At 68.8% G+C, this 14,934-nt stretch carries 3 protein-coding genes and 1 pseudogene; all 4 read right to left on the reverse strand.

What is annotated here, in order from left to right; translation table 11 throughout:
• Positions 1-592: pseudogene (locus KBX53_RS05435) on the reverse strand (cytochrome P450); the annotation flags it as partial.
• A gap of 71 nt (positions 593-663) precedes the next feature.
• The gene (locus KBX53_RS05440) at positions 664-1,407 is read right to left on the reverse strand and encodes a helix-turn-helix transcriptional regulator (protein WP_030337865.1); all 744 of its coding nucleotides are present in this window, start codon (positions 1,405-1,407) and stop codon (positions 664-666) included.
• Between the two features lie 96 nt (positions 1,408-1,503).
• Positions 1,504-3,714: a hypothetical protein gene (locus KBX53_RS05445; RefSeq protein ID WP_210858016.1), complete on the reverse strand. Its 2,211-nt coding sequence runs from the start codon at positions 3,712-3,714 to the stop codon at positions 1,504-1,506.
• A gap of 664 nt (positions 3,715-4,378) precedes the next feature.
• Positions 4,379-14,251 carry a LamG-like jellyroll fold domain-containing protein gene (locus tag KBX53_RS05450; RefSeq protein WP_210858017.1) on the reverse strand — a complete coding sequence of 3,291 codons (9,873 nt, stop codon included), beginning with the start codon at positions 14,249-14,251 and terminating at the stop codon, positions 4,379-4,381.
• Positions 14,252-14,934 lie beyond the last annotated feature (683 nt).

The following is a 14,934-nucleotide window of genomic DNA, read 5'->3' on the forward strand; positions in this document are numbered from 1 at the left end:
GGCCGGCGGTCGCGTCGCACGCCTGGACCAGCTGGCCGATCAGGTTCGCCCGTACCACCGGGGGTCCCGCTGGCGCGAGCGCCAGCAGCGCCGCCACCGCCCGGTCGGCCCGCGCGGTCGACGCCGGGTCCACCCCCGGGTGGTACGCGGCCGCGACGACCGCGACCGCCGTCCCGGCGGCTGCCGGATCCGCGAAACCGAGGCGAGCGGCCAACGCCCGCAGCGGCACCGGCCGGGCCAGTTCCCGGATCACGTCGACCCGGTCGCCGGACCGGTCGAGAACGGCCACGGTCAGCCGGGCCGCATCGTGTCGCAGCTCGTCCGGGTCCAGCGGGGCCAGCGCCGCCACCGCGACCGCCCGACGGTCGGCGTGCTGTCGCGGCGCGCTGAACCGGCTGACCGTGGCGCGCAGCCAGGCGAGGGTGCCGAACGGACCAGTGTCGACGGGCGGCACCCGCAACGCCGGGTCGGTGAGTGCGGCCCGCACGTCGGCGTGCCGGGTCACCCACCAGCCGCGCTCCGGTGCGAACGAGGGTGGCCCACACGCCGGGGTTCCCGGGGCGGGCGCGATGACGGGCCAGGTGTCTGTCACCGCCCGACCGTAGGGCGCGAACCTTTCGCCCCGCACCGAACGATCCCGCCCCCGTCAGGCGCGCACAATCGTCAGGCGCGGCCGCTCCTGGGCGGCGGGGCTACCGGCGGGTCGAGGGTGTGGTCGGGGACCGCCAGAGCCGCGGCCAGGCCAGGGCGGCCGGTGGGCGTGAGGCGGACGGCGCGGCCTGCGCCCCGGCTGATCCAACCCAGGTCGGTGAAGCGGCGGCAGAGCGCCGCGCCGAGCGCGCCGGCCAGGTGCGGGCGGCGTTCGGTCCAGTCCAGGCAGTCGCGGACCACCGGGCGGCGGGCGGCGCGCAGCACGTCCACGGGTACGCCCAACCCGCTCACCCAGGCCCAGCCGTCGGGCGTCAGCGCCAGCCCGCTGGACCGGTCGAGCCGGCCCGCGCTGAGCAGCGCGTCGTACATCAACACGCCCAGCCGCCCGGCGAGGTGGTCGTAACAGGTCCGGGCGTACGCCAGGGAGGCGCTGGCGGTCGCCGCGCGCAGCGACCCGGTCGGTGTGGGGGTGGCCGGAGCGTGGCCGGCCAGGTCCTCGATCAGCTGGGCCACCGCCGGCCCGGCCAGTCGCAGGTAGCGGTGCCGACCCTGTCGTTCCTCGACGAGCAGCCCACCGCGGACCAGTCGGGTGAGGTGGTCGCTGGCCGTCGACGGGGCGACGCCGGCGCGCCGGGCCAGCTCACCGGCGGTCCACGCCCGCCCGTCGAGCAGGGCCAGGCACATCCCGGCGCGGGTGCCGTCGGCCAGCAGGGCGGCCAGTTCGGCCATCCCCCGGCCGTCGGTGCCAACGCTCATCGCCTCAGTCTAGAAAGGCAGCCGACGCACCGGTGACCAGCGACCCGGGGCCTCCGTCAGGTTGACGGAGGCCCCCGGTCCTCGTGATGCCGAGGATCAGTCCTTCGGCGTCGGGATGAGGTGCGCGCCGAAGCTGACCTGCGACGGGCTCACCTTCGCTGCCGCCATCCCACCGGGGGCGGCGAACCGCCGGTCCAGCGCGATGGTGGTGTTGTTCCGGTTGCGGTACACCACCACGAATCCGGTTCCGCCGGAGTTCTGGATCGGCGCGATGCTGGGATCGGTGGCGGCGGTGGCGGCGGTCGGGTCGCTCGGGTTCTCGTACAGGCGCAGCCACTCACCCCAGGTGCCGGAGCCCTGCTCGGTCTCGTACACCCGGTACATCTCGTTGTCGGGCCCGCGGGCGACAACAGCGATCCGGCCCAAGGCCGGGTCGAGGATCGCGGCCGGGGACCCGGCCGCGGTGAACGTGCCCACCGTCTGCCAGGTGCTCGGCCAGGCGCCGCCCAGTTCCTGCTTCTTCGTGATCAGCGAACCGTCGGCCGCACGGGCCATCACGCCGGTGCGGTAGCCCTGGTTGAGGAAGGCGGCCGGCACCCCGGTCACGTTCCCGCCCAGGTCCACCCAAGCGCTGAGGGTGCCGTCGGTGGAGTAGACAGCGGTCTTGATGGTGCCGGTCATGGTGGTGGAGACCAGCCGGACACCGGTGTCGACATTCACCACTGTCACGCCGCCGGTGAGGTCGACGTCGCCGAGGCTCTTCCACGACGCACCCGTCCCGCTCTGGCGGTAGTGCCACAGGCGACCGTCGACGTCCACCGCGAAGATCACGCTGGTGCCGTCGGCGAGGGTGACAGTGGCGGGCCGGCCGACCATGGTGCCGCCGAGGTTCCCGGTCGTCGCCCAGGTCGCCGCGTTCGCCGCCGTCTGGGCACCGGTCCACACGGTGCCGGTGGTGTGCAGGGCGCTGATCTGCACCTGCTTGTTGCCACTCTGCACGTTCAACGCGGGCTGCCCGGTAAACGCCTCCGCACCGAACTGGGGGATGTGCTGCACGCTCGTGAAGTCGTCCGGGTTCTGCTGGTGCACGACCCGCACCTGACCGGTGTTGTCGGTGTGCGCGTACACGATGACCCCGAGCGCGCTGCCGTCGCTCGGCTGCCCCTGCAAGGCCGTCGAGCGGGAGAAGGACTCGGTGGGCAGGAACGGAAGCGGGTCGGCGAACCAGCCCTGCAGGTCGACCACGATGTGCACGGTCCCACTGCTGGCGTTCTTGATCCGTACCTTCCCCTCGGTGCCCAGTTTGGTCACCACGATGCTGGACCGGGCGACGTGCGCGGCGGGGAAATTCGTCGTCGAGACGGTGTTCGCGGTGCTGCCCAGCGGCGTGACGGTGAAGAACCCGTCGACAGTCGGGGCGACCGCATGGACATTGAGGACGGCGGCGGCGATGCCACGGGTCGGCAGGCCGTTGGTGCCGGCGACCGCGACATCGACGGTGCCGTTGGCGGGCACCGGCTGGGCGCCGCTGGGGAAACGGCTGTCGTACAGGGTGACCGCCGGAACCGTGCGCAGGCCGGCGCCGGTGGTGGGGCTGCCGGTCCAGTAGCCCTGGACGGTGATGGCAACATGCACGGCCGAACCGCGGTTCTCCAGCGTCACGGAGCCGGCACCGGGGTTCAGTTTGACGACCATCCCCATCGAGGTGGCGCCCTTGGCGTAGTCGATGCCGGTCTCCGCGGCCGTGCTCGACCCGACGGTCATCCAGCCGTTGCCGGTCGCACCGATCACCACGACGTCCAGCATGACCGCCGTAGCGGAACTGGGCACCAGCCCACCGCCGTAGATGTTGGCGGTACGCGTCCCACGGGTGGGCATCGTGCCGGCGGTGATCCCCTGCCCGGTTCGGGTGTCCACCACCCGGGTGTGGTCCACCGGCACGAAGCCGGAGCCGCTGCCGCCGGTGGCGGTCGTGAAGTAACCCACCACATCCACTCTGATGTGGACGTTGCCGCCCGCGTTGCGCACCGCGAGCTTGCCGTTCGTACCGGGCTTGACCACCGCCGAGTTGGTCATGACCTCGCCGATCGAGGCGTTCATGGCCGACGCCTTCGGTTCCGTCAGGTCCGGGTAGATGGTCAGGAACGTGTTGGCGGTCGGGTAGATCGCCGTCACGTCGACCATCAACGCGCCGACCCCAGTGGTCGGGATACCGGCGATACCGACGGCGTTGAACGTGGTGACCGACTTGGCGCCCCGAACACCAGTCGTGCCGCCGGTGCCGTCCCGGGTGTCCAGAAGGGGCACGCTGTCGATCGGTACGAAGTCACCGCCCCTGCCCGCAGCGTCGGCTTGTGCCGGCAGATCCGGCCTAACCAGAACCGTTCCAGTCGATAGGAGAATGAGCAGCATAGCCATCATGGCCCGCAGCGTTCGTCGCTCGGCTCTTCTCAATGTAAACCCCGTTCTTAATTCACAATTATCCGAACAGTCCCAGCATCCGCATCAACTTCGCCGAAGGATCCCTCCGCCCACCCGGTTGTGTTGATGTTGGGCAAAGAACACCGTCCCGCAGTTCTCAAATTGCGGGAGAAGCCAACGAGACATCACAGCAGGTTCAGTCACCTCGAGCACCGACGAAGCAAGCGAATGAGGCCCCCGCATTGCCCAATAGGAACCAATTCGCGGGCGGGTTAAACCCCTCCCGAGAAATCCGTTCCATACCCAGCGTCCTGAGCAGTCCGATTATCCCCGCCTCCGCCCTCACCGCGAATTGTCCCCTTCTTCCCGCGACGCTTTCTTGCCATTTCCTCGATAGCTCTGCGTGCCTCACGTTGCCGTGCTTCCGGTTCGATCGCTAGCCGAGCCTTACGCCTACGCGCGCGCCACAGCAATCCGCCAGCAGTCAGACCAGCCACAAGCGCCACCGTCAGCACCAACAAAACCGTCTCGCCCATGACCGCCTCGCCCACTAAAAGCTGCTTTTAATCCTTGCCCAAATACCAACAACAATGATCAGGCCAGCACCTATCGGATCTGTCCCCGCTATCTTGACCGCGTCCACCACTCCCTTCACACCACGGGCAACCGACGTCTGGTTCGACTGCTGCGTGCGCAACTCATCGGCGAACGTGATACGCCTATTAGCCACCTCCGGAGCACCCTCGTCAAGCCCGGGCCCAAGATCTCCGACAGGTCCCCGACTCCCCGAACAACCGCACTGCTGCGGCTCGCGGAGATCTCGATTCGGTATCCCTGTCGGCCCCCCATGTACCGCACAGGTGGAGCCGGCGTTGTGAACGAGGACTGGGGTACTGCCAGCTAGCACATGGTAGGTGTGGAGGACATCCACGGTGAGGTTGTAGACCTGGTGATACTCGGTCCACTTCCGAGTGGTAACGACAGACGCTGGCCGGTGATCAGCAGTCTCGAAGATGTAACCGCTCGCCAGATCCGTCGCCTCGACCCAACGGTTCTGATCGGCGATCCAGAATGGGTGCCCGCCCGTGGAGGTCAGTTTCTCCTCGCGGTCACCAAGCCCACCGTCAGTGTCGACGGTGATCTCAACGAGATCCTTGCTGCCCGATCCGACGATAAGTGCGGTAACGGCGTGTTCCTCAGCGCGGCCGGTCGTCGGATCGGTAGCGAGAACCTTGTCGCCGATCTGCACCTGATCGATCCGCTTGGAACTGCCGTCCGCCATCAGCACCCGGGTTTCGCCGGTGAAGCTGTTGCTGGCGCACTTACCGAGCAGACCTCGACCAATGCTGCGGGCCTCGCCCACGCCCGCGTTGAGCGCCTTGCTGCCGGCCGACCGGAGCCCACCGCTCAGCCCACGGATACCCGCGCCCAGCGCCTGGCCGCCGATGGAGCCGAGCGCACCACCGAGAGCGCCGGTGAGACCGCCCATGGCGGTGGCGCCGGCAAGATCTGACCCGCGCTTACCGTCCATGTAGCCGGTGACCGCCGAGCCGACCGCCCCGGCGAGTGCCCCGCAGGCCACCGCCCCGACACCGGTCCAGCCGATCGCCGCGCCGCAGCCCAGACCGACGACGGCACCGACGGCGAAGCCGGCGATCTCGGCGGCGTGCTCGTCGACGAACTGGGTCGCCTTGTCCCAGATCTTCTCGGCGCCCTCGACGAGCGGCGTCAACCTCTGTGCGGCTTCCAGCCAGAGGTTCTGGCTGTATTTTTGCGGGTCCTTGATGGCCATTGTGGTGACCGCGACGACGCTCGCCGCCACCTTGAAACCGGTGGACACCACCTTGCCGAGCGCGATGATGGGCTTTGTCAGGGCCTGGATCACCGGCAACTTGGTGAACTTGACCGCGTTCTTGATGGCTGACTTCGCGGCAGCTGTCACCGCGACCTTGGCTTGGTAGATGCGTTGCGCAACGAGTTGCTTCTGCTGTTTTGCCCAGTCGGCAGCGCGGGCGAGCTGCTTGGCTCCAGACTGGATCTGCTTGCCGACGTAGCGGACGGCGTTCATCGTCTTTTCGCCGAGCCACTTCGCGGTGCTGGAGATGACCCGGCCGACTGCCTTGAGGCCGGACACGGCCAGGTTGACGGTGTAAGAGACGAAGCTCCTGGCGCCGTTGTAGATGGAGGCGCCGACGTTGTACGCCGTCTTGACCACATTGGAGGTGACGTTCGCTACCGCGCTCGCGGCACGCTTCACCCAGCGCGGCCAGTGCCCGTCCGGGTCGTCGAAGTCCAGCGGGGCGCCAGCCCCGTAGGTGTAGCGGTTGGCCAGGATCGAGTCGCCGGTGGTGTAGTTGACGCTGTCCCGCGAGGTGAACGTTCCGGTGCCAGGCTGGTACCAGCGGGCGCCCATGTCGACCTGCCCGGTGTCGGGGTCGGTCCAGTCCCCCTGGAAGCCCAACCGGCCGGTGCTGCCGACGCTGGTCACCTTCTTGCCGAACGGGTCGTACGCGGTGGAGTCGTTCAGCGTTGACAGTTGGGTGTCGGCCGGGTTGATCGCCGCCACCACGTCACCGTGGGCGTCGGTCAGCGACAGGCGCTTGTCGGCGCCCTGGGCGGTGGCGAGCAGCTCGTCGTTCGGCCCGCGACCGTAGTACTCGACGCCGTCGTGCACCACCTCGTCGCCCAGGCCGGCGTAGATGAAGGAGTTGCCGGTACGGGACGTCAGCCGGTCCAGGCCGTCGTAGCTGTAGGTCTGGCCCTGCGCCGCGGTGAGGCGGTCGAAGGCGTCGAACGAGTACTGCTCGGCCAGACCCGAACTGGTCCGGGTCCGCAGGGTGCCCCGCGGGGTGTACGCGTAGGTGTAGTCGCCGTCGGAGAGCAGCCGGTTGCGTTCGTCGAAGGTGGCGGTCTTGGACCCGGCCCGAATCCGGTTGCCGCTGGCGTCCCAGGCGTACGTGACGGTCCCGGCCGGACTGGTCCAGGAGATCAGCCGGCCGGCCTTGTCGTAGTCGTAGGTGTTGTTGCCGGCGCCGGCGGTGCCGGTGGTGTTCTTGCTGGTGAGGTGGCCGTTCAGGTCGAAACCGTAGGTGACCGAGGCGACCGTCTGACCACCCCCGTTGCGCAGCACGTCGCTTTCGATCCGGCCGTAGTCGTCGTACCCGAAGGTGCGGACGCGGCCGGCGCCGTAGTCGACGGTCTTGACGTCACCGGCGGCGTCGTAGTCCAGCTTCTGCTGCTGGCCGGTGATCCCGTCGGTGAGGGTGTCGAGGCGACCCTTGAGGTAGCCGAAGGTGGCGGTGCCGGTCAGATCGGTGCGGATGGTCAGCTGGCCGTCGTCGTTGTAGTCGAAGCTCGCCGTGCCGGACGTGCCGGCGGTGGACAGCAGCCCACCCCTGTCGTTCCAGTCGTACGTGTTGCTGCCACCGGGGGCGTTGACGCTGGTCAACCGGCCGCCCTGGTCATAGTCCAGGGTCCGGGTCGCGGTCGGGGTGTCACCCCCGGAACCGGTCTCCACTGTCAGTCGACCGGACGCGTCGTAGGTCCGCGTGCGGCTCACCCCACCCGGGGCGCTGAGCCGCACGGCGTTGCCGTCGGCGTCGTACGCGACGGTCCAGGTCCGGTCCGCGGCGTTCGGGTGACTCGCCGTGGACGGCTCGATCGCCGACTCCGGCAGGCCCAACGTGTTGTAGGTGTAGATGGTGGAGTTGTTGCGGCCGTCGGTGTAGCGGGTCCGGTTGCCGGCGGCGTCGTACCCGAAGGTGGTGGTGATCGGGTCCGCGTCGGTCGGCTCGACCTGCTTGACGAGCTGGTCCGCCGCGTCGTACTCGTAGGTGGTGACGGTGTTGTAGGGGTCCTTCGACGAGGTCATGTTTCCGGCCTCGTCGTAGCCGTAGCTCTGGGTGCGCAGGACCGTGCCGTCGGCCTTGAGGTTCATGGTGCTGGTTTGGTTGCCGAACTGGTCGTACCCGGTCCGGGTGGTGCGACCGAGGCCGTCGGAGACGCGGACCTGGCGGCCGGCGAAGTCGTACCCGAAGATCGTGGCCTCGCCGGTCGGGGCGGTGCTGCGGGTGATCTCACCGGCTGCGTTGAAGGTGTTGACAGTGGTCGCCCCGGTCGGGGACGACGACGAGGTCAGGTTGCCCGCGTCGTCGTAGGCGAGCTTGCTGACCAGGTTGCGGGTGGTCGGCCGCCGCTCCACGACGGTCTGGGTGACCTGCCGGTCGAGGTCGTCGTAGGTCGACTCGACCCGCGCGCCGGTCGGGCCGGTGACCGAGAGGACCTCACCGGTGCGGGTGTAGGTGTAACGGGTGAGCGCCCGGTCGTCGTTGGTCTTCGCCGGCTCGTCCCGGACGGTCAGCCGGTTGAGCTGGTCGTAGGTGTAGCTGGTGGTGCCCGCCGGGTCGGTCTCCTCCAGCACGTTGCCCACGGCGTCGTAGCGGCGCTTGTGTTCCGGGGTGACCGTCTGGGAGACCCCGGGAGCCTGGTAGGTCGGGGCGAGGCTGCGCACCACCCGGCCGAGCTTGTCGTACTCGGAGGTGGAGACCCGTCCCAGCGGGTCCTTGACCGCGACCTGCTCGCCGAAGGTGTTGTAGCCGACCGAGCTGGTCGGGCTGGTGGGGACGGCCGGGTTCCCGTCGCTCTCGGCCAGGACGGTCGGGCCGCTCTGCCCGATCGGGCGGCCGAGTTCGTCGTAGCGGAAGGTGCTGGTGAACTTCGCCTTGTCGGCGCCGGAGACGTTGCCGCGCGGGTCGGTCACCGAAATGCGCAGACCACGCTTGTCGTACGTGTAGCTGGTCACCCGGGTCTCGCTGCCGGCGGTGACCTTCTCGGTGAGCACGTTGCCGGAGTCGTCGTAGGTGTAGTCGACGACCTCGGAGGTGGCCGGCACCAACCAGCTCAGGTTCGACGGGTTACCGGTGCGGACGACCTGCTTGACGTTGCCGTTGAAGTCGTAGGTGAAGGATTCGGTGCGGCGCAGCCCGCTGGGGTCCTGGACGGTCTTCGCCACCTTGCCGGCCCTGTCCGGCGTGTGGTCGGTGATCTGGGTGCCGTTGGCGCCGACCTTGCGGGTGACGTTGCCGGCCCCGTCGTAGGTGTTCTCCTCCACGACGTAGTCCCGCTTGGAGCCGTCCGGGTTACGGAAGTCCTTGAGAGTGATCTTCTCCAGCAGGTCGTCGCGGTAGTACTTGTACTCCAGTCGCCGGCCCATGGCGTCGGTGTCGCTGGCCAACCGCCCGGCGAAGTCGTACGAGTAGGAGTGCAGGACGAGGTAGTCGCCGGTGCCGGTGCCGGGGGTACCGGCCGGGTCGCTGCGCCAGTCCCGCAGCCGGACCTCGGCCACCTTGTTCTGGGCGGTGTACGCCCAGTCGTAGCGGTTGCCGTTGGCGTCGGTCATTGTCGTCTTGTTGCCGAACCGGTCGTAGCCGAAGCTGGTCTCGTTGCCCTCCGGGTCGACGACCCGGACCGGCCGGCCCTCGTCGTCGTACTCGGTGCTGGTGACCCGCTCGGGGTCACCTCCGAGCAGGTCGGAGACGGTGACCTTGGTGGGGTTGCCGTCGGCGTCGTACTCGTTGACGGTTCGGCTCTGGTGCTGTTTGCCGGTGACCGTGTCGGTGGTGACCGGCCCGGTGACGGTGGCGACCCGTGAGTGTCCGTCGTAGGTGAAGGTGGTGGTGACGCCCGCGGGATAGGTGTCGGAGATGACCTTCTCGGTGATCCGTCGGCCGAGCGCGTCGTAGGTGTACTCGGTCACCAGCCCGGAGGGCTCGGTCACCTTGTGCAGGTCACCGTTGGCGTAGTACGCGTAGGCGGTGGGCTTGGTCTGGGCGTTGGTGATGCTCCTGGCCAGCATCCCGGGCGGGATGATGCCGTTGACGCCGACCTCGCCGCCGCTGGTGTAGGCGTGGGTGACCAGGCTGCCGTCCGGGTTGGTCTGGGTGAGCAGCTGTCCGCTGGGGTGGTACGTGAAGGAGGTCAGGAAGTTGTTGTCGGTCGGCCCCGTGGAGCGGCCGTCGCGCTGAGCCACCACCAGGTCGATCCGAGGGTCGAACTGGTCGGTGATGGTGGTCGAGTAGGTGTAGTAGTTCGTGAAGCACTGCGTGGGCGTACGGCAGCTCTTGCGGGTGGCGAGACGGCCCCTGCTGTCGTAGGTCATCTCGACCGTGTCGCCGTTCTCGTTGGTGACCATGCTCTGCTGGCCGTCCTCGTTGTAGGAGAACGAGCGGATGGCCATGCCGTCCAACGGGTGCCGCACGAAGATCGGCCCACCGGCGTCACCGGGGATCACCGTGCAGAAGGCGGGGTCGTTCGGGTCGGGCTGGGTGCAGACCTCGGTGGGCGGCGGGCTCGGCGTCGGGCTGGTCTGCCCGGGCCGGTCCTCCTCCCGCGTCTCCAGTCCCAGCGGGGTGCCGGAGCGCAGCAGACGACCGGCGAGCGCGTCGTACTCGTACAGGTAGGGGCGGTTGGCCGGATCGAGGACCTGGACGCTGCGCCGCAGGTCGGTGTCGCCGCCGTAGACAGTGGGCTGGCCCACCTTCCAGGTACCGCCGTTGTCGTCGGTGTACTCCTTGACCCGGTCGGTGGCCGTGTCGTACTCGACCTCGGTGGCGACCCGGCCACTGGGCAGGGTGACCCGGGTCAGCTGCTGGGCGGCCGGCTTGGCGTACTGGAAGTGCGCCTTGGCGGTGTCCGGCCCGATCGGGTGGGAGTAGACGGCGACCTCGTCGATGGTGCCGGCGAAGTAACGCTGGGCGGTGCCGCCCCAGCCGGGCCACGAACCGGGCGTCGTCGCCGAGGCGAGGCCGACCTGGTTGAAGGTCAACAGCGAGTGCTCGATCGGCTGCCCGGTCTGCGCGGCCGGGGTGGGAACCTTGACCCCGTCGAGGTACATGGTCTGGGTGTTGGCCATCGCGGAGAGCACCACGTGGTGCCACTGGTTGTCGTTGACGACCTTGGTCGAGGTGAACGGCGCGATCGTGCCGTTGGCGAACTGGCCGCGCAGGAGACCGTCGCTGCCGGTGTAGAGCAGCGGGACGCCGCTGGTGGCGGCGGTACCGACGGCCTTGTCCTGGTAGCCGATGAGCGGCCCGCCGGTCTGGGTCAGGCCGATCTTGAACCACAGCTCGACGGAGACGTCGCGGCTCTTCTTGATCAGGCCCTTGGGCAGCTCCAGGTATGCGGAGGTGCCGTTGAAGCCGGCGGCGGTGCCGGTGGTGCCCTCCAGCACGCCGGGCTGGCCCAGCGTGACGTTGTTGCGGTACGTGCCGGCGTCCTTGCCCAGGTTGATCGCCACGTCGCTGGCCGCGCCGGTGCCCTCGGCCTCACCGAGGTGGTAGTACGAGTCGGGTTTGGCGTCGAGAACGGCGGTGCGGTAGTGCGACCCGGCCGCGTAGGTGTAGTTGGTGCAGGCGGATTCCGGGCCGCAGACCTTGGTCAGCAGGTCACCCGTGTAGGTGTAGTTCCAGGTCAGCGCCGCGCCGTTGACCGCGTCGGTGCTGACCGTGGCGATGCGGTTGCCGTTCCAGGTGAAGCGCAGCGACCGGCCGGCGGTGTTGCTCTGGCTGTTGGCGACCTGCGCCTTGGCGAGCTTGCCGGTCATCGGGTCGGGGATCAGATTCACCGAACGTCCGGAGACGTCGGTGATCTTCTGGAGCTTGTTGAGCAGGGAGAACTGGTAGATGCTGCCGGAGCGGTCGACCAGCTTCCAGTTGCTGCTGTCCACAGTGAGCTTCGCGACCCGGCCCGGCGGCGGGGCGTACGTGCCGTCGGGGTTCTTGCCGAACCGCACCTCCTGGCCGTCCGGGTAGCGGACCACCACGTTGCCGGTGCCGTCGTTGTCGGGGACCAGCGTCATGTCGTACCGGCTGGACCACCCTGCGCCGAAGACACCTGTCGTGCGGGGGTCGAGGCTGTTGTAGGTGCGGACCAGGTTCAGCTCCGGCCCGACCGTCACCACGGTGGCGTCCACCGCCGAGGTGGCGAAGTTTCCGGTCTGCGCGTCGAACTCGCGACCCTGCTCGGCGTTGGGTGAGGTGGCGATCCGGGACAGCAGGTCCGGTTGCGGCACCGAGCTGAACATCGTCGAGTACGGGGAGGTGACCTCGCTGGCGCTGTCCTTGACGTACGACCGCCACAGGTAGCTCTTGCCCCAGACCATCCGGCCGGCAGGCACCACCCAGGACTGCCTCGCCTGGTAGCCGGAGTTGGTGCAGTTGGTGGCCGCGCCGGCGTCGGTGCGGTCGCAGATCTCGAACTTGAACGACAGGGTGGCGCCGGGTGCGGCGTCGGTGTCCACGGCCCGGGCCCAGAGCAACGGGGTGAGCGTGGGCGCCTGGTAGCCGTTCTCCGGGTACAGCTCCTGCACCACCGGCGGCACGTCGAACACCTGGAGCACGATCCGACCGGGTGGCACCTGGTGGTCGGTGAAGACCGCTCCGCCGGTACGCACCATGGTGAAGTCGAGGAAGTAGGAGCCGGGCTCCAACCGCTTGACTGTCGCGTCGAGGGTGACCTTCGCGCCACGAGCCAGGGTGGTGGGCAGGTTGGCGGCCCGCTGCTGAGTCACCGCGGCGCCGGTCTGCGCGTTGTAGACCCGGTAGGCGAGGTAGTAGTTGGCCGGCGTCCACGCCTCGGCGCCGAGGTTGGTGACTGTCACCTTCACCTTGCCGTCCTGGTTTCGCAGGACGGGCGGCTCCGGGGTGGGCTTCGGGATCGCGTACCCGGCGTTGTACGGGCTGTGCGTGACGTAGAGCGCCGGCGGGTTGGCAGTGCCGGTGCCGGCGAACTTCTTCCACGCCGACGTGTCGGTGGTGGACGCCCGCAGCGAGAGACCGTTGTTGGCCTGCTGGCCGTTGGCCCACCGCTGCACCAGGTTACGGCCACCGGCGCCGAGGTCGAACATCTCCCCGGCCGCCGGACAGGCGGACCTGGACTGGCCGAGAGCGACGTACCCGTGGGCGAACGAGCGGCTGACCAGCGCGCCACCCACCGACGGACCCGGGTACGAGTAGCCGGTGCCGGCCGACCACGACCCGGTGACCGGGTGGACGGTGACCGCGCGTGCCTTGCAGGAGGCCGCGTCGAAGTTGACAGCGGAGAGCGCGGCGCCGTGGATGGTGTGGTTCTGCAGCCGGCTCACGAGGTTGCCGAACTTGAGGTAGGCCGCGGCGTTGAAATCGCCGCCGCAGTTGCCCCCGGGGCACGCCGTGGAGGGGAAGCGCCCGACGAGCAACTCGTTGGTGCCGGAGGTGGAGCTACCCCCGTGCACGGACATGCTGCTGTCGGAGTTGAGCGCGTCCACCGGCGGGCCGACAGTCGGGTCGACCTCGACCGGGTACCGCCGGGCGGGGTCAGCCAGCCAGGCCCGGTCGGGGGTTACCTTCAGCGCGGTGTGCCCACCCGTGGTGATCAGCTCGTAGGCGACCTTGGTCGAGGTGGCGGGACCAGCCGTGCCCGAGCCGGCGTCCACCATGTAACCCGGCGGGATGACCCCGCGCTGGTGCCCGGCCCGGTCGGTCAGGACGATCTGGCCGTCGACCAGTTTCGCGGTGAGGTTGCGCAGGTTCAGCGGGAACACGTACGAGGTGGGCGCCTTGGCCGAGTGCAGGACCAGGGTTTCCTTCACGCCACCGGCTCGCGGCTCCAGGCGCAGGTCGACCTCGGGGCGTACGCCGGGGTAGGTGACGGCGGTGCCGTTCACCCGTCCCGGTGCGTTGGTCGCCTCGGCCAGGCCGAAGCCGAACTCGGTGTCACCGTCGAAGCTCAGCCGGGCCAGTTGACTCGCCGCGCCGTTCCCGGCGAGGTGCAGTCCGACCGAGTCGGCAGTGGTCTGCCACCCGTCGGCGGCGGGCACCAGAGTGTGGTCGATGGCCGCCCAGCTGCCGTCGGGCTTGCGGTAGTTGATCGGGGCGGAGGAGAACTCGGTCGTCTGGGTGCCGTCGGCGTTGTCGAAGACGCGTTGGTCGACAGCGCGCTCGGCCGGTCGTTCCCGGCTGGTTCGCTTGTCGAAGCCGCGGGTGTCGTCGACGGGTGCGGTGGCCACCGACGCCTTGTTACGCCCGGGGGCCGGCTTGTCGGCGAGTTTGTGCGGCGGGTACTGCCCGCGCAGCGACGTCGGAAGGTCGCGGTTGGGTCGTCCGGACGTCACGTGCGCCTTGCCCGCCGCCGAACCCCAGGCCTGGCTTGGCTTCGCGCCGCCACCCCGACCGGTGGAGGCGACACCGTCACGGTCCCGGCTACCGCCCGCCGGCAACGCGGTCACCCCGCTGCCACCCAGGTTGAGGATCAGCACACCGGCGAGGGCCGCGGCCAGGAGGGATCGAGTGGTGCCGGAGCCGAACACCGAGCGGTGCCGGAGGAGCCGACCACGCAGATCGGTCAGCCGACCGCGCGGGTCGGGCAGATGCCGAGTGCTGAAGGACATGGTTGGTCACCCCTGGATCGAGGACGGGCGGAGCGGCAGAGACAGGCACGCACGGACCGCGAGACCGGCGAAGGCCCCACACAGTCGGACGGGTGATCGCCGTACCTCTCTACGGGCACGGCGGCGCGCATCGACCCATCGGTCGACGAGAATTTCAGGAGATAGGAAGAGGCAACCCGGGCGGACCGAATTCACGCCGGAGCGGATCGCCCAACACAATCAATAACGACTCGGCACGGCACAATGCCGCCAGGTCAACGGTCACAGCTTCACACCCCCGTGTGCTGTTACTCATCGATATGCCGCTGTAGGTTGCAGCACCGCCCATCGGCTGTCAAGGCACGGCCACAGAAAGCTCGCTGATCAGCACTGCGACCAGGGATGATTACTTTCCGCTAAGCGGCAGGTCATTTGATGGCTTAAGTCCGTTTGCCGCCCACGCCGTCCGGCTCGTTGGCCGTCCATCATGGACGCCGCCGGACTCCACCATCGAACGACGCTTCCGTCCGCCGGCCACGCCTGACAGGAGATCCACGGTCACTGATGACGAGCCTGTCATGGCGGGTGAATCCACCCGTCAACCAGCCGGCAATCACGGCCACAAAATCCATCACAGTCAATACTGTGCTTTCGGTTGAGGATTACGTGAACGTGTCGTATTTGACCAGGCAATCCGCAATAGG

It is taken from the genome of Micromonospora sp. M51, assembly GCF_018070305.1.
Lineage (GTDB): Bacteria > Actinomycetota > Actinomycetes > Mycobacteriales > Micromonosporaceae > Micromonospora > Micromonospora parva.